At 61.0% G+C, this 20,138-nt stretch carries 16 protein-coding genes; 8 read left to right on the top strand and 8 right to left on the bottom strand.

The window, feature by feature from the left end; all coding sequences use genetic code 11:
* The first annotated feature begins 187 nt into the window (after nucleotides 1–187).
* The 3 genes from OPC11_RS12420 to OPC11_RS12410 all read left to right on the top strand — a co-directional run bounded on the left by OPC11_RS12420 (nucleotide 188) and on the right by OPC11_RS12410 (nucleotide 3,557).
* Entirely contained in the window at nucleotides 188–955 is a 768-nt protein-coding gene (locus OPC11_RS12420; RefSeq protein WP_264782078.1) for a sugar ABC transporter permease, read from the top strand.
* Between the two features lie 12 nt (nucleotides 956–967).
* A complete protein-coding gene (locus tag OPC11_RS12415) occupies nucleotides 968–1,840 on the top strand; it encodes a carbohydrate ABC transporter permease (protein ID WP_007983146.1) in 873 nt (290 codons plus the stop codon).
* A 70-nt stretch (nucleotides 1,841–1,910) separates the two neighbouring features.
* Entirely contained in the window at nucleotides 1,911–3,557 is a 1,647-nt protein-coding gene (locus OPC11_RS12410) for a TCP-1/cpn60 chaperonin family protein (RefSeq protein ID WP_264782077.1), read from the top strand.
* A gap of 113 nt (nucleotides 3,558–3,670) precedes the next feature.
* Here OPC11_RS12410 and ugpC read toward each other — a convergent pair whose 3' ends face one another.
* The 4 genes from ugpC to OPC11_RS12390 form a co-directional block, all read right to left on the bottom strand.
* Nucleotides 3,671–4,825, bottom strand: coding sequence for a sn-glycerol-3-phosphate ABC transporter ATP-binding protein UgpC (gene ugpC / locus OPC11_RS12405; protein WP_264782076.1), 1,155 nt, complete (start codon nucleotides 4,823–4,825; stop codon nucleotides 3,671–3,673).
* A 196-nt stretch (nucleotides 4,826–5,021) separates the two neighbouring features.
* A complete protein-coding gene (locus OPC11_RS12400; RefSeq protein ID WP_264782075.1) occupies nucleotides 5,022–6,584 on the bottom strand; it encodes an extracellular solute-binding protein in 1,563 nt (520 codons plus the stop codon).
* A gap of 96 nt (nucleotides 6,585–6,680) precedes the next feature.
* On the bottom strand, nucleotides 6,681–7,442 hold the full coding sequence (locus OPC11_RS12395; protein WP_264782074.1) for a TIM barrel protein: 762 nt from the start codon (nucleotides 7,440–7,442) through the stop codon (nucleotides 6,681–6,683).
* Nucleotides 7,443–7,445: 3 nt separating this feature from the next.
* The gene (locus OPC11_RS12390; RefSeq protein ID WP_264782073.1) at nucleotides 7,446–8,558 is read right to left on the bottom strand and encodes a Gfo/Idh/MocA family oxidoreductase; all 1,113 of its coding nucleotides are present in this window, start codon (nucleotides 8,556–8,558) and stop codon (nucleotides 7,446–7,448) included.
* Nucleotides 8,559–8,690: 132 nt separating this feature from the next.
* Between OPC11_RS12390 and OPC11_RS12385 the strand changes: the two genes are divergently transcribed.
* Nucleotides 8,691–9,653, top strand: a complete 963-nt coding sequence (locus tag OPC11_RS12385; protein ID WP_264782072.1) for a sugar phosphate isomerase/epimerase — start codon at nucleotides 8,691–8,693, stop codon at nucleotides 9,651–9,653.
* A 9-nt stretch (nucleotides 9,654–9,662) separates the two neighbouring features.
* Complete coding sequence (locus OPC11_RS12380) at nucleotides 9,663–10,808, top strand: Gfo/Idh/MocA family oxidoreductase (RefSeq protein WP_264782071.1); 1,146 nt, start codon at nucleotides 9,663–9,665, stop codon at nucleotides 10,806–10,808.
* 126 nt (nucleotides 10,809–10,934) lie between these two features.
* Here OPC11_RS12380 and OPC11_RS12375 read toward each other — a convergent pair whose 3' ends face one another.
* The 3 genes from OPC11_RS12375 to OPC11_RS12365 form a co-directional block, all read right to left on the bottom strand.
* Nucleotides 10,935–11,951: a glycoside hydrolase family 5 protein gene (locus tag OPC11_RS12375; protein WP_264782070.1), complete on the bottom strand. Its 1,017-nt coding sequence runs from the start codon at nucleotides 11,949–11,951 to the stop codon at nucleotides 10,935–10,937.
* Nucleotides 11,952–12,250: 299 nt separating this feature from the next.
* Nucleotides 12,251–13,006, bottom strand: a complete 756-nt coding sequence (xacR, locus tag OPC11_RS12370; protein WP_264782069.1) for an HTH-type transcriptional regulator XacR — start codon at nucleotides 13,004–13,006, stop codon at nucleotides 12,251–12,253.
* A gap of 176 nt (nucleotides 13,007–13,182) precedes the next feature.
* Entirely contained in the window at nucleotides 13,183–14,631 is a 1,449-nt protein-coding gene (locus OPC11_RS12365; RefSeq protein ID WP_264782068.1) for an aldehyde dehydrogenase family protein, read from the bottom strand.
* Between the two features lie 113 nt (nucleotides 14,632–14,744).
* Between OPC11_RS12365 and gfo6 the strand changes: the two genes are divergently transcribed.
* The 3 genes from gfo6 (at nucleotide 14,745) to OPC11_RS12350 (ending at nucleotide 18,203) form a co-directional block, all read left to right on the top strand.
* A complete protein-coding gene (gfo6, locus tag OPC11_RS12360) occupies nucleotides 14,745–15,836 on the top strand; it encodes a D-xylose 1-dehydrogenase Gfo6 (protein WP_264782067.1) in 1,092 nt (363 codons plus the stop codon).
* Nucleotides 15,837–15,902: 66 nt separating this feature from the next.
* Nucleotides 15,903–17,141: a mandelate racemase/muconate lactonizing enzyme family protein gene (locus OPC11_RS12355; protein ID WP_264782066.1), complete on the top strand. Its 1,239-nt coding sequence runs from the start codon at nucleotides 15,903–15,905 to the stop codon at nucleotides 17,139–17,141.
* Between the two features lie 177 nt (nucleotides 17,142–17,318).
* Nucleotides 17,319–18,203 carry a fumarylacetoacetate hydrolase family protein gene (locus OPC11_RS12350; RefSeq protein WP_026177898.1) on the top strand — a complete coding sequence of 295 codons (885 nt, stop codon included), beginning with the start codon at nucleotides 17,319–17,321 and terminating at the stop codon, nucleotides 18,201–18,203.
* Nucleotides 18,204–18,718: 515 nt separating this feature from the next.
* On the opposite strand, the gene OPC11_RS12345 is transcribed toward OPC11_RS12350, so the two are convergent.
* Nucleotides 18,719–19,525, bottom strand: a complete 807-nt coding sequence (locus OPC11_RS12345) for a DUF5821 family protein (RefSeq protein WP_264782065.1) — start codon at nucleotides 19,523–19,525, stop codon at nucleotides 18,719–18,721.
* Between the last annotated feature and the right edge of the window lie 613 nt (nucleotides 19,526–20,138).

Raw genomic sequence — 20,138 nt, 5'->3', positions numbered from 1 at the left:
GAGACGAAGTAGCATGGTGAAATACTATCAGTTACGGAATCAGTTCCTCAACAGAGTTTCGCTACCTCGAAAGTATCGTCACCTCCTGTCGAAGGAGAGCGTTTGGGGTTGGTTATTTCTCGTTCCGACCCTGGTCTCGCTCGGTCTGGTAAGCGTCTATCCCGTCATCCGTGCGGCGTACTTGAGTATGAACGAGTACAACGGAATCACCCCGCCGACGTGGGTTGGCCCGGCACACTACGTGAAGATACTGTCGGGATGGCCGGAATTCTGGCAGGTGTTACTCAACACCGTTTCGTGGGCGTTCGGCTCAATCATCATCATGCTCATCGTCGGGATGGGGTTCGCCGTCCTTCTCAATCGCGAATTTCGAGGGCGAAACGTCGTTCAGGGGTTGCTCCTGCTGCCGTGGGCGATGCCGTACATCGCCGTGGCGCTGAACTTCCAGTGGATGTATAACTACAATCTCGGGGTGTTCAACGGACTCTTGCGGTTGGTCGGTCTCGGCGCGATTCCGTGGATCGGGAGTTCGAAGTTCGCGCTGTTTTCGGCCATGCTCGGCTGGGTGTGGCGAAACTTCCCGTTCTTCATGATCAGCTTCCTCGCCGCGATGAAAGCGATCCCCGATTCGCTGTACGAGGCGGCGCTCGTCGATGGCTCCTCCCGATGGGAGCTGTTCCGCCACATTACGCTACCATACCTACAGCCGGTTATCATCGTGACGACGCTGTTGATGAGTCTGTGGACGTTCAACAATTTCACTATGATATTCGTGCTGACGAGCGGTGGTCCGGGAATGTCGTCGATGGTGCTCCCGGTGTACGTGTACAACAACGCGTTCCTTTCGAACTCCGTCGGGTTGGCAAGCGCCATCGGGATGGTCATGATGGTCATCATGCTCGGGTACGGACTGGTGTACCTCCAGCTCTACCGGCAGGATATCGGTCAGGTGTGAGGTGAACACGATATGGCAACCAAATCACCGCAATCGAACTCGTCGTTCCTGAACGACCCGAGGCTCAAAACGATCGGATTCCACGCGTTCGTGTGGAGCCTTACGCTCATCGTCCTGTTTCCCATCATCTGGATGGTCGTCACCTCGTTGAACGTGACGACCGTCGAGGAGCTAACGCAAATTGGTATCACGGGGTGGCTAAGCGGAGTGAGCCTGAACAACTACATGACGATGTTGAACCAGACGACGTTCCTTACTTGGTTCATCAACAGCGCCATCGTCTCGCTGGCGTCCACGCTCATCAGCATCGTCGTCTGTATCTTTGGGGCGTACAGCATCGGACGATTGCGATTCCGCGGTCGAAAGGTGGTCGCAACGTTCCTCCTCATCACGCAGATGTTCCCGTACGTAGTCATCGTCATCCCGCTGTTCCTCGTCTTCCGTGACCTCGGGCTGTTCAATACGCTCACTGGCCTCGTCATCGCGTACATCGCCTTCACATTACCGTTTACGACGTGGATGTTGCGGGGATTCTACGAGAACCTCCCCGCCCAATTAGAAGAGGCGGCGATGGTCGACGGCAGTACCCGCATCGGGGCGGTCATCAGTGTCATTCTCCCGCTGTCCGCGCCCGCCATTGCGACGACGTTCATCTTCGGGTGGATTCTGGCGTGGAACGAGTTTCTCTTCGCGCTCGTGCTCATCAACGACCCGACCAAGAAGACGCTACCCCCGGGGATCGGCTCGTGGATCGGACAGAACACGGTTAACTGGGGGCTCATCATGGCCGGTTCGACGGCCGTCAGTTTGCCGCTCCTCCTGCTGTTCGTCTTCCTGCAACGCTACCTCGTCGAGGGACTAGCAGAGGGTGCTGTCAAGTCGTAACGGACGTCCGAGAGCAAAACGACACGAATTTTCACAAAAGTAAAGTTCGGTGGGGTCCGTTCTGTTTTCTATGGAGCAATCACATACACCCCCATCCGGTCAGATCTCCGGATACACTCGTTTCGACCGGTCCGAAACGAGCGAAATCATCAGAACCGCGGCCGAGGAGATGGGGAGCCTCGTCCGAAGCACGCTCGGACCGTCTGGCCTCGATAAACTCATCGTTCGCCGACAGCAAGACAACGAGATCCGCGGACTCGCGAGCAACGACGGGATTTCCATCATCGAGGAGTTCGAGGGGGAGACGAACCATCCGGTCGCACAACATTTCATCGAAACGGCGGAGGCACAGGAGGACGACTTCGGGGATGGAACGACGACGACGGTACTACTGACGAGCGAACTGCTCACCGCCGGACTCGACCTCGTCGACGAGGGCGTCGCCCCGACGACCATCATCGAGGGATTCTCCATCGCCGCACAGCGGACGCTCGAAGTCTGGGATGACTCCAGCGTCTCATTAGCGTCGTCAAACGGTGCATCGCTCGACCGCGATCTCCTTCGGAACGTGGCGATAACCGGGATGACGAACGGGAGTACGAAATCCTGGTCGCTGCACGGTCTCGCCCACCCCGTCGTGGAGGCCGTCCTCCGCGTGTCGAACCCGCAAACCGGTTCGGTAGACCTCTCGTTCATCCGAACGGAGGCGATGCCGGGCGGGGGCGTCGCCGATTCGTCCCTCGTGCCCGGTGCATTCCTTCCCCAGGAACCGTACTGGGGAACCAGCGAACTGCCGGTCGAGGGACCGGCGCTGCTGGTCGGCGGCGACGTGGCACCCAGAAATCCGGCGTTTCAAGGCAACGTAACGGCGGACACGGGCGGATTCGACGGTGTACGGACCGTAGACACACGTCGGTTCGACGACATCGCGGCCGCGATTTGCGCGACGGACGCGGTTGCCGTCCTCGCGAGCGGGGATATTCACCGCGATATCGCCCAAGAGCTGGGTAGCCGTGGCGTGCTCACGGTGCAGAACGTGAAGGATTCGCGCATCGAGTTCCTCGCCCGTGCGACTGGAGCACCGGTATCGACGCCGCTCGTTTCGGCCGACGTGGTGGACGCCGAAGCGACGGCACCCGTGCACATCGACCAACGGGTCGACCAGCAGGACGAGAGCTGGTTGGCAGTGATGGCGACCGGCCCGGATGTCCCAGAGGCGGTGTCGTTCGTCGTCCGCGGCGGCAGCGACTCCGTCGCCCGCGAAGCCGAGCGGCGGGTCAAGGACGGACTGAACGCCGTTCGAGCGGCGGTGATGCGCCCGGAAGCGCTTCCCGGCGGGGGGGCGGCGGAAATCGCCGCGGCGGTGGCGCTCCGCGACTTCGCACCGGGTGTCCCTGGACGGGCACAGCTCGCGGTCGAAGCGTTCGCGGACGCGATAGAGACGATTCCGCTCACGCTGGCTCGGAACGCCGGTCGCGATGCGCTCGGTACCGTGCTCGACCTCCGGAGCCGTCACGCCACCGAGAGTGGACGGGCGGGGATCACTGCGAACGGAGTCGTCGTCGACGACGTGTTCGACCACGGCGCGTTCGACCCGCAACTCGTTCGGACCAGCGGATTCGTTCGCGGCGTCGAGTTCACGAACAGCTACCTCCGCATCGACGGCATCCTCTACAACGCGACCCCCGGCAGTCCGCTCGACGGAGCATCGCCGTGACTCGAAAAAGGTCGGTGGTGGCGAGAGCGGAGCTGAGTACGAATACGGGTGTAGCAGTCGAGTGGTAGGTCCCGTCCGGTCGGCAGTGAGCGTCGTCCGTTTTCCGCAAACGGCTATCGGACCGGTGGGTCTTCCCGCTGCGTCCGCCCCTCGACGAGGAGGTTGTTGCCCGTCTCCTCGTCGAACAGGTGAATGTCGTCATCGTCGAAAGTGATGTACACCTCGTCGCCGACGTCGGGATTTACATCGGGCGGGACGAACATCACGTATTCCCGTTCTTCGTCCACGTCCGCCTCCATCGCCGACGGCTCAAAGTACAGAAGATTGTCCCGGCCGAGCGGTTCGACCAGCTCGACGGTGACCGCGCTCGCGTTCCGGTGGGACGATTCGCACAGTTCGAGGTCTTCCGGTCGGATGCCGAGAACGAATCGGTCCGAAGCGGTTCGTTCGGCCTTCTCGGCGATATCGTCCGATAAGACGTGGTCGATCTGTCCCGTGAACCGGGCGACTCCTTGTCGGTCCTCGACGATTCCGTTGAAGATGTTCATGCTCGGACTCCCGATGAACTGGGCCACAAACAGGTTCGTGGGGTCGTTGTATACCTCCCGTGGGCTGCCCACCTGTTGGAGTTCGCCGTGGTTCAGGATGGCGATCCGGTCCGACATCGTCATCGCCTCCTCTTGGTCGTGCGTGACGTAGATGGTGGTCGTCCCGAGTTCCTGCTGGATGCGGTTGAGTTCTGTCCGCATATGTTTGCGGAGTTTGGCGTCGAGGTTCGACAACGGTTCGTCGAAGAGGAACACCTCGGGTTCGCGGACGATAGCGCGTCCCGTCGCCACGCGTTGTTTCTGTCCGCCGGACAGCTGACGGGGTTTGTTGTCGAGGAGTTCCGGGATACCAAGCAGATCGGCCGTCTCCTCGACGCGTCGGTTGATTTCCTCCTTGTCGAGCGTCGTCGAACGCTTGAGCCCGAACGCGAGGTTCTCACGCACGCTGAGGTGCGGATACAGTGCGTAGTTCTGGAACACCATCGCGATATCCCGGTCACGTGGCGGGAGGAAATTCACGACTTCGTCGTCGATGGATATCTCCCCAGCCGTTATCTCTTCGAGCCCGGCGAGCATTCGGAGCGTCGTTGATTTGCCCGAGCCGCTCGGCCCGACTAATGTCAGGAATTCTCCGTCGGCGACCTCGAGTTCGAAATTATCGACGGCAACCGTTTTGCTGCCGTAGACCTTTTGAACGGAATCGAAAACTATTCGTCCCATATACCATGTTGATAGGGAACAGTTGTCTATAAAAATATTCCGTCGTTATCGACGGGATTTTTCCCATCAGATACAGCTCTCCGAGCCGAGAAATCGTCGTTTCAGTGGATCGGATGGCGAAGGTTATCAACCCAGACCAAACCCGACGGGCCTCATGGATGTGGTGTCGGGAACGGCGGATGTACCCACCTTGTCGTCATTCGTAGGGATTCCAGATCTTCGGCGTGTTGTTGGAACCGGTGATCCAATCCTGCACCTCCTTCGGAGCGTCGTCGAGGCTCGGTTTCTCGGACTTGTTCTTGAGCGTGTAGTCCAGTTTCTTGTTCGCCTCGTTCCGAACGTTGTTGGCCATGCCGACCAACGCTTCCTTCGGGTCCTTGTTCGAGCCCAGGATGGCCGAAATCGCTTGGCTGTATCCGGTCGTCGAACCTTCGACCGATCCGAGGAACGGCGTGTCCTGTCCGCCGCCGTAGACGCCGTATCGCCGAGTCTCCTGTGCTTGGGTGACGAATGCGTCAAGCCAGTCGTCGGGAAGCTTCGTCGGGTTCTTCGTGAAGAGGTCCATCTGTTCCTGACTCTTTCGTACCGGCATGAAGACGGGTGCGGACGCCGCGAAGTAGTCGGACTGGTTGTCCGGTTGCATCATGTACTTCACGAACTCGTTCGAGAGATCCCCGACATCGTGTTTGGAAACGTCGTCGGTGAACGGGCTGAGACAGGAACCGCCGCGGAACGACCACTGTTTGCCAAGCGGTCCCTCGGGCATCGGCTGGATACCCACGTTATCCCGAAGGCCAGCGTGTTCCTTCGTCCGGGCGAGACGCGCGTCCTCCGCGCCGAGGTGCGCCATCCCGGCGTCTCGCTCCCGGAAGAACTTGTCCGTCGCGCTCGAATCCTGGCTCGTCCAACCGTCTGCTGGCAGGTTCCACGCCTTCTTCAGGCTGGCGTAGAACAGGTGACCGAACAGGGACCCGGCAGAATCGAGTTCCACCTGCCACTTCCCGTCCTTCTTGCTGTAGAACTTCCCGCCCGCGTTCGCGGTGTAGGCGAACGTGTGTTGACCGGTCGTGAAGTCGCGAGCGCCGGGTTCGATGTACCCCGGATTTCCGGTCTCTTTGACCACGTCTTTCCCGATTTTAACGAGCTCCTTCCAGTCCTTCGGCGGCTTGCTGTGACCTGCCTTTTCGAGGAGGTCCTTCCGATAGTACATCGGTCGCGTCTCGACGAACCACGGGACGCCCCACTTCTTGTCGTCCCAACTGGCCCATGCTTCCATCGGCCCGTACCAGTCATCGTACGAATCGTAAATGTCCGTGATGGGTGCAGTCGCACCGAGACTTCCGAAGTTCACGGCGTGTTCGTTGGCCATCTCCGAGACGTTTGGCGTCGTCCGTCCCTGAATGGATGCGTTCCACTTCGGGAACACCTGATTCCACACGATGACGTTCGTCGAGACGTTGACCGGCGAATCCGAGTGTTTTTCGAAGCCCTTGGCGGCCTGTTTGATGTTCTTCGTCACTTCCGGGATGTATCCGCGCATCGTCCAGAAGATGAAGTCCTTTTCACCCTTCGTTTTGCTATCACCGCCGCTACCGCCGAACTGTTCGGTACATCCGGACAATCCGGCCGCGGCACCGGCTGCACCCATGGATGCAGCGGCCTCCATGAAACCGCGCCGGGAGTAGTCTCCCTCGTCGGGGGTACCGGTTATCGTCTCGTCAGTAGCGTCGCCGATCGATGAATCAGTTGCCTTCGGCATAGTGACACGGATTATCATTACTATAGAGGACAATAATCTTTTCCCTTAGGATGATTCGCGCCTCGTCGAACAGCCCTTCGAAGGAAAACGAGAATCCTACCCGTTTAGGATAGCACGACAGTCGCTCACGGCTGCCGTGTCGTCCCCTTCGGGAGAGAATTCGCACCCGATGTATCCGTCGTACCCCGCAGCGGCGAGCGCGGGGAGGATGTTCTCATAGTCGAGTTCCCCCGTTCCGGGTTCGTGTCGGCCGGGAACATCCGCGATGTGGACGTACCCGATATGGTCGAGGTGACTCGTCATGTTGGCGATGACGTTTCCTTCCGTGATCTGCTGATGGTACACGTCGAAGAGGAGTTTGACATTCGAATCGCCGACTGTATCGACTATGTCGTATCCTTCCGCCGACGATTCAAGGAAGTAACCGGGGTGATCCACGGCCGTGTTCAGCGGTTCGACGGCGAGCGTAACGCCCGCGTCGGTGGCGTCGGGGGCGACGCTCTCGAGAGCACCCACGATAGCACCCCGTTGGGTTGAGTGGTCGATATCTTCCTGTTCCTGTCCCACGGTGATAATGAGGGTCGGACAGCCGAGGCGTGCGGCCGTTTCGATGGATTCACGCATGGATCGGCGGGCCTCGGAGGTTCGGTTCGGGTCCGTCAGCGGGACGTCGCTGCCGAGCATGGCTGCGACGTTCAGGCCGTGTTCGTCACACGCGTTGGCGACCGCATCGAGGTCCTTGTCGCGCCATCCCCAGAACTCCACCGCGTCCGCGCCGGCCGCCGCGGCGAGACCGATTCGCTCCGTAAACGGTGCTCCTTTGAAGACCATCTCGACGCAAACCGACAGTTCTGGCATCGGTCAATCCTCGGCCGGTTCCGGAGTAAGCGTTCCATCTTCGATCAGCGCATCGAGGGGGTTGTCCTCGATGCCGAGCGGCAACTCGACGCGGCCGTGTCGTCGTGACGATTCCCACGCGCCGAAGATGATTTCCGTCGCCTTGAGCGCGTTCTCCGCGTTCAGTTCGGAGGTGGAATCGTTCTCGACCGCTTCGACGACGTCGGCTATCGCACGGTCGATGAAGACTCGACCGAACTCCCGGGAATCAAGGCCGTGGAGACCCTCGCCATCACAGTCGACGTATTCCCACTCGTCATCCTCGTCGCGCTTAATGCGGAGAATCCGGTCGTCGGTTTCGTTGTCCGGGAAGCCGTGTCCGATTTCGACGGTGCCCTTGCTGCCCACAAGGCGGTTATGACAATTGACCAGATCCGCTCCGATTCCGGTCGTCGCAAGTCCGTAGACGCCGTTCTCGTATCTCCAAGAGGTGAGCGTCTGGTTCTCGTTGTGAGCACCGAACCACAGGTCTTCGTCTCGGTAGTCGAGTTGGGAGATGACCCACTCGGCCCTCCCCTCGTCGTTGAAGTAGTTACAGAGGTCTACCGAGTGGGACCCGTAGTCGTAGATGTTGGGAGCCGCGCACTCGACCCGCTGGAGATCTCCGATTTCGCCGGCATCGAGCAATTCCTTGGCCCGTCGATATCCTCGGCCAAAGCGGCGTTGGTGATTGAACGTCAATTTTACGTCCTCTTCGTCACACACCTCCACCATTCGCTCGACATTCGACCACGTTCTATCCATGGGTTTCTCGCAGTGTATTGCCTGCACCGCATCGCTTCGTGCGATGTCGGTCACAATGTCGGCGTGCGTTGGCGGGGGCGTACAGACGCTGACGATGTCGGGTTCGACCGCGGTGACCATGTCGAGATACTCCTCGAACACGCCGTCCGCTTCGATACCCCAATAGTCGGCGAACGCTTTCGCGTTGGGTTCGACGATATCGGCACAGGCGACCAGCTCCGCCCCCGCGTGTTCGTACGCCGCGGCGTGGCGATACGCCATCGCAAATCCTTGGTTGTTCTGTGTCTCCGGGTCCGGTCCGGTTCCGACGAAGGCGCTAGTAACTGCTTTCATTGCCTCTGAATCACGTAAGGAGGTTATTCGAATTCAACAATAAAGTTTGTGATTTGGTAACTTGTATCTCTCCGATGGCGTCCAGGGGTGTGACAGGACAAATTATATGAATCGACCGTGTGATTATCAATCATGGATGTCGGAGTCCTAACAGTCGCATTAGCCGAAGAATCGATAGAAGACACGTTCTCGTATCTCTCCGACCTCGGAGTCGGTGCGGTCGAACTCGCCTGTGGCGGGTTCGTCGGCGACACACATCTGCCGAAGGAGGAGTATCTGGACGACGAGGACGCACAGTCCGAACTACAAGCGCTCCTCGACGAGAACGACCTGTACGTCTCGGCGTTGGCGACGCACAACAATCCGTTACATCCTGTCAACGGCGACGAGGCTGACGCGGAACTCCGCGACGCGATTCGGCTCGCGAGCCAACTCGGTGTGGACGCCGTGACGACGTTTTCGGGACTTCCGGCGGGCGGACCGAACGATTCGGTTCCGAACTGGATCACCGCACCGTGGCCGGACGAGCATCACGAGGCACACGAGTACCAGTGGAACGAGGTGGCGATTCCCTACTGGCAGGAGTTGGAATCGTTCGCGGACGACCACGGCGTGGACATCGCCATCGAGATGCACCCGAACATGCTCGTCTACGAACCGCGCGGGATGCTCGAACTCCGCGAGGCGACGGGCGACCGCATCGGCGCGAACTTCGACCCGTCTCACCTGTTCTGGCAAGACATCGACATCACCGACGCGATTCGACTGCTCGGCGAGGCGGACGCCATCCACCACTTCCACGCCAAGGACACCAAGGTGTACGACGCGAACGCCCGCGAGAAAGGCGTGCTCGACACGACGCCGTACACCGACGAAATAGACCGGTCGTGGCTGTTCCGCTCCATCGGGTACGGTCACGGCGAGGCGTTTTGGAAGGACGTCGTGTCGACCCTGCGAATGGTGGGGTACGACGGCGCGCTCTCCATCGAACACGAAGATTCGCTTACATCGGCGACGGAAGGGCTGGAGAAGGCCGTCGACGTACTCGACCGAGCGGTGTTCGAATCGAACCCCGGCGACGCCTACTGGGCTTGAGGTGTGCAGATGGACGAACCACTCTCCGTCGGCGTCCTCGGTTATCGATTCATGGGCAAAGCGCACGCCAACGCGCTCGCTCGACTGCCGATGTTCTTCCCGGACGCGCCCGAAGTCGAACGACGTGTTCTCGTCGGTCGGGACGAGGCGGCACTGTCGGACGCGGCGGACCGGCTCGGTTTCGAGGGGTACAGCACCGACTGGGAGTCCGTCGTCGGCGACATCGACGTGTTCTACAACCTCGGCCCGAACGCGATTCACGCCGACCCCTCCATTGCCGCGCTCGAAGCCGGAACGGCCGTGTTCTGTGAGAAGCCGCTCGCACACACCCTGTCCGAGGCGGAGCGAATGCGGGACGCCGCCCGCGACGCCGACGCGACGGCGAGTATCGCGTTCAATTACCGGTTCGTTCCCGCGGTTCGGTACGCGAAACGGCTCATCGACGCGGGCGAACTGGGCGAGATTCACCACGTCAGGGGGAGCTATCTGCAGGACTTCCTCGTCGATTCCGAAGCGCCGTGGTCGTGGCGACTCGACGCCGATGTCGCCGGAAGCGGCGCGCTCGGCGACCTCGGCGCGCACACGCTCGACCTGACGCGCTTTCTGGTCGGGGACCGAACGGGGAATATCGAAACCGTCCGTGGACAACTGCGAACGTTCGTGGACGAGCGTCCGGTTTCGGGAACGAACGAAACGCGGCCGGTGACCGTAGACGACGCGTACACGGCGCAAGCGACGTTCGAGAACGGCGCGGTCGGGACGTTCGAGGCGTCGCGATTCGCGACCGGACACAAGAACGACCACGCGGTCGAGGTGAACGGGTCGAAGGGAAGCCTCCGGTTCTCCATCGAGCGACCGAACGAGTTGGAGTTTCTCGGCCCGGACGACAGCGGCTTCCAGACGATCATGGTCACGGCGGACGAGGACCCGTACCTCGAACAGTGGTGGCCGGACGGGCACGTTCTCGGGTGGGAACACACCTTCGTCCACGAGAACTACGAGTTCCTCTCCGACGTCGCACACGGGACGAGCGCCGAATCCGGCGACCGACCGTCGAGCGACGTTCCCTCCTTCGAGGACGGCTACCGCGTCCAACAGCTGCTCGCCGCCATCGAGACGTCCGACGAGACGGGCGAGCGAATCGACGTTTCCTAATCGGCAAAACGGTCTCGGGAGAACCGAGCGGTCCACCGGACGATGGACGCTTCCCGGGCCCGAAATTGTCTGTTCCGGACGCTACGAAACGGGCCGTGTCGACTATGGGATTGACCGTCGCGCCGCTTAGCTCATCGTCTCGGCGAGCCACTGCTTGATGAACCCACCGTGCTGTTCGGGGGCGTCCTTCAGGGTCCACGGCACGTTCGCACCCGAACCCGGGGAACTGAACATCGTCGGCGCCCACGAGTCGTCGAAGCACCACGCGAGCCATCCCATGTTCTCGTACGACGCCACCCAGTCACGGAACGGCTGGCCCCAGCCGGAGTTAGTTCCCTGATCCAACCCGTCGCTGTCGGGGTCCCACCCGAACTCGGTGATGACAATCGGCACGTCCTCGGCCGGTGCGCCGTAGGTTGCGTCGAAGTCGCTGGGCTGGCCATTGTCCGGGTAGATGTGACCCGAGTAGACGAGGTTATCGCCGTCGAAAGGGTACTGTGGAGCCATGTTGGGCACGGACGTCCATCGCGGCGACCCGATTATCACCGGCGTCTCGGGGGCGTGACTCCGCACGAGGTCCACCCACGGCTGGGCGGTGTCCCGCCACGTCAACCACGCCGTCTCGTCGTCGCCCCAGTACGCGGGCGTAGTCGGCTCGTTGAACAGTTCGAAGAGGACGTGCTCGTCGCTCGCAAACTCGGGAGCGACGGTTCCCCAGAAGTTCCGGAGGAGTTCGTCGGGGTAGGCGTCGTACGACGTGTCCGCGTTATCGGTCGCCTCCTCGGTGTACGGTCTGACGAGGTGGTAATCGACGAGCGCGTACACGCCGCGCTGCCCGAGCAGGTCAACCGCCGGTCTGAGCACGTCGGTGACGAATCCCTGCGGCCCACCGAACGCCGCGACCGAATCCTGCGTGCAAGGAAGTCGAACGATGTTGGGGTACCAACCGCGACTCTCGTCGGTCGCCCACTTCAGCACCTCCGCCACGCTTTTCGGATGGTATTGCGCGTAAAATCCGGGGTCCGCAACCGCGAGACCGCGCAGTTTGACTGCATCGCCGTCGGGGTTCCGTATCCACTTTCCGTCGGTGTGGAGTCGCGGCGTCGGCCCCGCCGCGGCCGCGGTTTCGACAGTCGCTCCCATGGTCAACGCTCCGATGCTCGCACCCGCGGCGCGGACGGCACTCCGCCGCGTCAATCGAGCGAGGCCTTCGGCTGGCTGTCCCTCTCTGTGTTGCTAGTTGTCGCGTACCATGCACCTATTAATCCATAATATATAATATTAAATTTTTTTCTGGAAACCATAGTTATTTCCCGGATCTGCTGTCACCGTCAGGAATAGGTGGCGGACGAAGTACGGCGATAGTGACGCTCGCCCGTTCCGCGCGGTGGTGGCACCGACCTCACATGGTCCCAAAAGTCGTTTCGAGCGAGGCGAGTCGCTCAGTAGTTGATATTGAGTTCGATGACGTTCGCCGCGTTGAGCACTCGCTTCGACAGTTCGCCGTGGAGGTCGTCGTCGCTCACCCTACTCGCCGGGGCCGAGACGCTGATGGACCCCAACACTTCGTTCGAGGAGGCTTTGACCGGGGCCGCGATACAACGGAGGCCTTCCAGTCGCTCTCCGTCGTCGATGGCATATCCTCGCTCGCGGACGTTCTCCAGCGTCTCGAACAGTTCTTCCCGCGTGCCGATGCTCTGGGGAGTAACCCGTTCGAGACCGTGGCGTTCGATAATCCCGTCCACGCGTTCCTCGGGGAGGTGTGCGAGGATGGCCTTCCCGAGCCCGGTAGTGTGAAGGTACGTCCGAAGCCCGGCGTGGGTATCTAAATCGACCGCTTTCGCCCCTTTGGCTCGCATCAGATAGACGCCCTTTCCCTGTTCTTCCACGAGGAGGTTCGCGAGTTCACCGGTTTCGTCCGCGAGCGACTTGATCTCCGGTTCCGCAACCTCGTACAGTTCCATCGATTTCCGGATGTGACCGCCCACTTCGAGAAACTTCAGCCCGAGGCGATACTCGTCATCAACCTTCACGACGTACCCGTGTTTTCGGAGCGTCGTCAGATGGTTGTGAACCATGCTCTTTCCCATGTTCGACCCGTCGGCGAGTTCGGTTACACCACACGACCCCCGCCGCATCAGCTCCTCGATCAGCGCGAGCGTTTTTTCGGTGGTTTGCACCGGGTGTTTTGCGTCCATGTCAACATAGGCCACACATCCCCTCCGCATAAACGTTCTGGATACCAGAACGCGAATTTTAACGTGTAACCCGAAGGGACATGTCACCCGTCGGTGACGCCCCACGTCACCGTGAAGACCGTTTGACCGGTCACCCTTCCACGTCGGCTATCGTTCCCGTACGTCCCGTTCGACGTTCAGTAACTGTCGTACACCGTCTTCTCGATGGTGTAGAACTCCATCCCTTGGTCACCCTGCTCGCGCCACGTCTCGCTAGAGGAACGCTTGAACCCGCCGAATGGAACGTGGAGTTCGAGCCCCGTCGTCTTCTCGTTGACCTTCACGACGCCCGCTTCAGCCTCGTCGACGAAGCGGTTTGCTTCCGTGTGGTCGTCGGTGACGATGCTCGCCGAGAGGCCGTACTGAACGTCGTTTGCGACCGCGACGCCCTCGTCGAAGTCGCTCGCCTTCAGCACGGCGACGACCGGCCCGAAGACCTCCTCCTGTGCGATTCGCATCTCGGAGTCCACGTCGGTAAACACGGTCGGTTCCACGAAGTACCCGGTCTCGACCGCTTCACCGTCGGGAGTGTTGCCCCCCGCCGCGAGCGTCGCCCCCTCGTCCTTGGCGATTTCGATGTAGTCGAGCGTCGATTCGAGTTCGCTTTGGCTCACCTGCGGTCCCATCTCGTAGTCGGCACCCGGACCGACGTCGAGGGACTCCGCTCGGTCCACGAGTTCGGCCACGAACTCGTCGTACACGTCCTCGTGGACGATGGCGCGGGAACACGCGGTACAGGACTGGCCGGTCGTCCCGAATCCACCGCCCGCGACGATATCGGCGGCCTCCGCCGGGTCGGCCGAGGCCGCGACGACCGTCGGGTTCTTGCCGCCGAGCTCCGTCTGGACGCGTTTGCCCGCGTCGGTCGCCCGGTCGTACACCATCTCGCCGACTTCGCTGCTACCGGTGAACGAGACGGCATCCACCGCATCGTGCTCGATGAATTCGGTGCCGACGGTGCTCCCCGACCCGGTGACGACGTTCAGCACGCCGTCGGGGAGTCCGGCTTCGTCCAGCGCCCGCGCGAGTTCGATTGCGACGCCGGGTGCGGCCGACGCCGGTTTGAGCACGACCGCGTTCCCGGTCGCCAAGGCCGGTGCGAGCTTCCATGCCGGAATGGCGATGGGGTAGTTCCACGGCGTGATGAGCGCGGCGACGCCGACCGGTTCCGTTCTCGTGTACAGGTTCTGGTTCGGTGCGCTCGGACTCTTCATCGTTCCGCCGAGGTCGGCCGCTTTTCCGGCGAAGTAATGGAAAATGTCGATAGCCCGCTGGACCTCTCCACCGGCTTCGGCGTGGGCCTTCCCTTCCTCGGCGACGAGCACGTCCGTCAGCTCATCCTTACGCTCTTCGAGCAGGGTTCCGGCCGCGCGGAGAATGTTCCCGCGCTCCGGTCCCGGCGTCGATGCCCAGTCGTCGGCCGCGGCCGCGGCGGCTTCGACCGCTTCCGTCGCGTCGGTCGTATTGGACGACTGATAGCGTCCCACGACTTCGTTCGGATTTGCGGGGTTCTCGACTTCGATGGTGTCACCCGACTCCGATTCGATCCACTCGCCGTTAACGTAGTTGTACGTTGTCTCCGACATCACGCCGTTATTCTCACTTCTGCCATACGACTGTTACGGTTCGACGAACGTTTGACGGGAATTTTACTACGGCCATCACTAGTTTTTTGCCGACTGGGTTGAATCGTCCGAGTATGACCATCGACGACTACCTGAGCGGTATCAGACAACGGGATTGGGAAGAGCTGGAATCGGGCACGCTCCGCGTCGCCGTCGTGGGGCTCGGTTGGTGGACGCGCGAGCAGGCCGTCCCGGCGATTCGAGACTCGAAGTTCTGCGAGACGACCGTCGCCGTCAGCAGTTCCCACGAAAAGGCCGAGGCCGTCGCCCACGATAGCTCGACCGTCAGCGCCGCCCTCACGTACGACGAGTTCGTGAACGGCGACGCGACCGACGAGTACGACGCGGCGTACGTCTGTACGCCGAACGCGTCTCACCTCCAGTACGTGTCCGCCGCGGCGGACTACGGGAAGGCGGTGCTCTGCGAAAAGCCGATGGAGGCGACACTCGATCGCGCCGAGGAACTCGTCGCGGCCGCCGAAGACGTTCCGTTGATGGTCGCCTATCGAATGCAGACCGACCCGCAGGTTCGTCGGATGCGCGAGCTCGTCCGCGACGGTGCCATCGGCGACCCGGTGGCCGTCCACGGCCACATGGAACAGCAGATGCTCGACGTCGTTTCGGGCAACCCTGACCAGTGGCGACTCGACCCCGACCTCGCCGGATACGGTTCGACGGTGATGGACCTCGGTATCTATCCGCTGAACACCGCTCGGTTCGTCCTCGACGCCGACCCCGTGAGCGTGACCGCACAGATGCACTCCGAACACGACGCGTTCGACGACGTTCCGGACGAACACGCCACCTTCTCGCTCCGGTTCGACGACGGCACGTACGCCGCCTGCACCGTCAGCCAGAACGCGCACCTATCGGGCGGGTTCCGAGTTATCGGTACCGAGGGCGAACTGCGCCTCGACCCGGCGTTTTTAGGTGCCACTCCACAGACGCTCACGCTTCGACTGGCGGACGGCCGCGAGATGGAGATCGACGACGGCCGCCGCGACCTGTTCGGCGACGAGATGACCGAGGAGTTCGACTACTTCGCCGACCGGGTCGTTCGAGGGGTCGAGCCGACGCCCGACGGCGAACACGCCCTCGTCGATATGCGGACGCTCGCCGCCATCTACGAGGCCGCCGAAACCGAGAGACGGGTGTCGGTCGAGTGACCGATTCGGACGATATCTCCCGAGTCGCAACCTTTACTACCGACCTCTGGAAACCCCTCGCATGCAATGGTTGATCAAGCGAAGCTCCGCGACCCGAACGCGGAGTATACGATGCGTGACCTCTCCGCCGAGACGATGGGCCTCACCAACCGACGCGGCGGGGTCCGCGATGCGGAGATAACCGACGTACAGACGACGATGGTGGACGGGAACTACCCGTGGATTCTCGTTCGCGTCTACACCGACGCTGGCGTCGTGGGAACCGGCGAATCCTACTGGGGCGGCGGCGACACGGCCATCATCGAGCGGATGAAGCCGTTTCTCATCGGCGAGAATCCGCTCGACATCGACCGACTCTACGAGCATCTCGTCCAGAAGATGTCCGGCGAAGGCTCCATCTCCGGGAAAACCATCTCGGCCATCTCCGGTATCGAAATCGCCCTGCACGACCTCGCGGGGAAACTCGTCGAACTCCCGGCCTACCAACTCGTCGGCGGGAAGTACCGCGACGAGGTGCGAATCTATTGTGACTGCCACGCGGGAGACGAGTCGGAACCCGAATCGAACGCAGCGGAGGCGGAACGCGTCGTCTCCGAACTCGGCTACGACGCAATCAAGTTCGACCTCGACGTTCCCTCGGGGTACGAGAAGGACCGCGCGAACCGCCACCTTCGCGGCCCCGAGATAGACCACAAAGTCGAAATCGTCGAGCGAGTCTGTGAAACGGTCGGCGACCGCGCGGACGTGGCGTTCGACTGCCACTGGTCGTTCACGAGCGGCAGCGCGAAACGCCTCGCGCGCGAACTCGAAGGCTACGACGTGTGGTGGCTCGAAGATCCGATTCCGCCGGAGAATCACGACGTACAGCAGAAGGTCACGGAATCGACGACGACGCCCATCGCCGTGGGCGAGAACGTCTATCGGAAGTTCGGTCAGCGGACGCTCCTTCAACCGCAGGCGGTGGACATCATCGCGCCGGACCTGCCCCGCGTGGGCGGGATGCGCGAGACGAGAAAGATCGCCGATCTCGCGGACATGTATTATATCCCGGTCGCCATGCACAACGTTTCTTCGCCCATCGGAACCATGGCGTCCGCACAGGTCGCGGCGGCGATACCCAACAGCCTCGCCGTGGAATACCATTCCTATCAACTCGGTTGGTGGGAGGACCTCGTCGAGGAGGACGACCTCATTCGGGAAGGGAGGATGGAAATTCCCGAAGAACCGGGCCTCGGCGTGACGCTCGACATGAACGCCGTCGAGAAGCACATGGTCGAAGGTGAGGAGTTGTTTGACGAGGCATAGATTCGTCGAGCCAGCAAAGCTTTGCTTTGCGTCGTTTGACGAAGCGTGAGCCTCGCCGTGCCAGTGAGCCAGTGGCTCACGCGGGTCGTCTAAATGTCGAAGGGACCCGTTTCGTCACCGGCAAAACGGGTTTCTCCACGGCGATACTCTTTTAACACCTTCCGCTCATCACTGTGTATGCGCTATTACCGACTCCCCGGGGGAGAGCCTCGCTCATCCGCGGATACGTTGGTCGTGATCGACGACGACGGAACCGCATACGACCTCACGTCCGTCTCAGCTGACCTCAGCTCGTTCAGGGCGCTCGCCCGCGCGGCGAACGCGAACGACACGTCCATCGATACCGTCGCTCGAAACCGCCTCGACGACGCCGACCGCATCGAGTTTGACGACGCCGACCGGAACATCCGCCAACCCATCGTCGCCGACGAGGTGTGGGCGGCGGGCGTCACGTACCGGATCAGCGAAGAGGCGCGCAAAGCCGAGAGCGGCAAGCCGGAGGTGTACATCGACGTGTACGACAGCGGGCGACCGGAGCTGTTCATGAAGGCAACGCCGTCGCGGACGGTCGGTCCGTGGGAAGATGTCGGCGTGCGCGGGGATTCGGAGTGGGACGTCCCGGAGCCCGAACTCGGCATCGTCCTGCACCGCGGCGAAGTCGTCGGCTACACGGTCGGCAACGACGTCTCCAGTCGGGATATCGAGGGAGAAAATCCGCTGTTCCTTCCACAGGCGAAAGTGTACGACCGGTGTTGTGCCATCGGTCCCTGCATCGCTTCGGCGGAAACGGTCGGCGACCCGCACGACCTCTCGATGTCCCTCTCGATACGACGCGACGGTGAGACGATGTACGAGGAATCGACCACGACGAGGGAGATGGCGACCACCTGCGAGGAACTCGTCTCGTACCTTCGACGGCATAACAGCCTCCCCGAAACGTTGGTTCTGCTCACGGGAACCGCACTCGTGCCCCCGGAGTCGTTCACCCTCACCGAAGGCGACGAAGTTATCATCGACATCGACCGAATCGGGCGGCTCGTGAACGGAACGGTTACGGTCTGACCAGACGACAACCGGCGACGCGACCGGATAGAGACGTCTTTCTCCGGAAATCAGCTTCCCGACGTGATACCGCCACGCGACTCGTGAATGGTCCGTTCCCAATACCAGAACGGTCCGGGTGCCAACCCCGATTTTCGCCAGGTTTCAAAAGCGGTTGATAGCCGGGAAAGTCAGCGATATTCGACGGAATCGATGGAAAATCGGACACCGAAGTCCCTCGGGTGGACCGCTAATACGTTCTCTATATCAGAACGTATTTCGGTCGAAGCGACCGAGGAACGGTGATCCCTCCATCCGCACGCCAAGAATTACAGCACTATTATTGTAATGCTAGGGAGAGGAGCGGACGGAAGTCCCGTTCGACCGCGGTGCGTCGAAGACGTCGAGACGCGGTACGTTTTCGATGTCAGAACCGGGCCTTCCGTTCATCCGTCGGACACGGTACGTTCCACTCCTCGTGTGTTTTCGCCCGTCGAGTGCGACCGACGGGCGTTCGGTGCGGGCGGCGGTCGGCGCTACGCGGTCACCTGTTCGGCCAGATTGTCGATGTCCTGCAGGTCGTTCGGTACCAAGACCAACCGAAGTCGCGGACGGCCGACGTCGATGGGAACCTTTTCCGTCTCTATCAGGCCGCGGTCTTCGAGTCGCGTTTTCGTCCGCGAAAACGTTGCTTTACTCGCGACGCCGGTGTCCTCGCCCCATTTGCTGATGTCGTAGAGCAGTTCCTCGTTGTTCGCTCCGACCAGCAGCGCGATGGCGACCTCATCGAGCTCGTCGTCCTCCCCCGGAATCGTATCGACCGACTCGACGATCATCATGAAATCGTCCTTGACGTCCTCCCCGAAGTCTTCGTCGAGCGTTTCTTTCACGCGGGAGAACGGCGGGGTCCGCAAACTGAACGTATCGCCCGTCTCCCACTCGTCCATGAACGTCGTCCGAACGTTTTCGACCAACTCCTCGTCAGACGACTGCAGCCCCGTCAGTTTCCCGTCCAAGGTTATCACCGTCACGACGAGGTCCTCGCTGACGAGCAGGGAATTCCGTGCGATATCCGAGGTCGTGCGGAGCGTCAGTACCTCCTGTTCGACCAAATCCGCGACGCGACTCGCGAGGATGAAGTCCTCGACGGCCGATTTCAGCACTTCGGAACTGGCGAGCACCTTGAGGTCGGGAAGGTCGATGTCGGATTCGACCGCCGTCAGTATGAGCGCTCGAAACACGGGCGGTGCGGGATTCACTATCAGGACGGAATCCGCATCTTCGAACAGCGAGCGAACGGTTTCTTCGAACTGTTGATCGACGACAGTTGTTTCGGATAGCATACATCCACCATCGAGCGGAGGTATCTTTGTTTCGACCACATTACTAATCGAAAGAGGCGGCTAAAAATAGCGGATGGAACGGATTAACTTGGGGTGCAGAGAAATGCGAAAAGTCTCAGAACACGATGGTCCGATTTGTTACCAATGTGTGACCACTTACTGAATTCGGTCTCGTGAGTGCATCCTGCTAGGTCTCCCAAAACGTATAAAAAGCCAGATAATATGGAGAGTGAACGGAGCGGACAATTCCTTTTTGTGAAGGAAAACGCCGTATAGACGGCCTGTATCCATCGGTAGTTCGAATACCGATTGAGCGTATTCCAGAACCGCTCTCGACCCGGTTATACTACAATCTGACAGCTTGGGATTCCGTTCTCGATATCAGGTCTCGGTACCGATACCAGTACCACGAGTGCATCCGCAAGTTCGCTCGGATTACCCGTGGTAGCGTGCGCAATCCTCGGTTATAGTCGGCGATTACCACCGTGTTCACTGCCGGATATGGGCCGAGAACGCTTCGATAGCGACGGTCGCCGAAAATCGGGGTCGGTCCGTGGTCGGCACGGTCAGCCGCGCCTTCACCCGACGTTCTATCGCGCGTCGCCATCACTCG

The organism is Haladaptatus sp. T7, assembly GCF_026008575.1.
Lineage (GTDB): Archaea > Halobacteriota > Halobacteria > Halobacteriales > Haladaptataceae > Haladaptatus > Haladaptatus paucihalophilus.
Note: the sequence above shows the minus strand (reverse complement) of the source record. Positions and strands in the feature narration are given on the sequence as shown.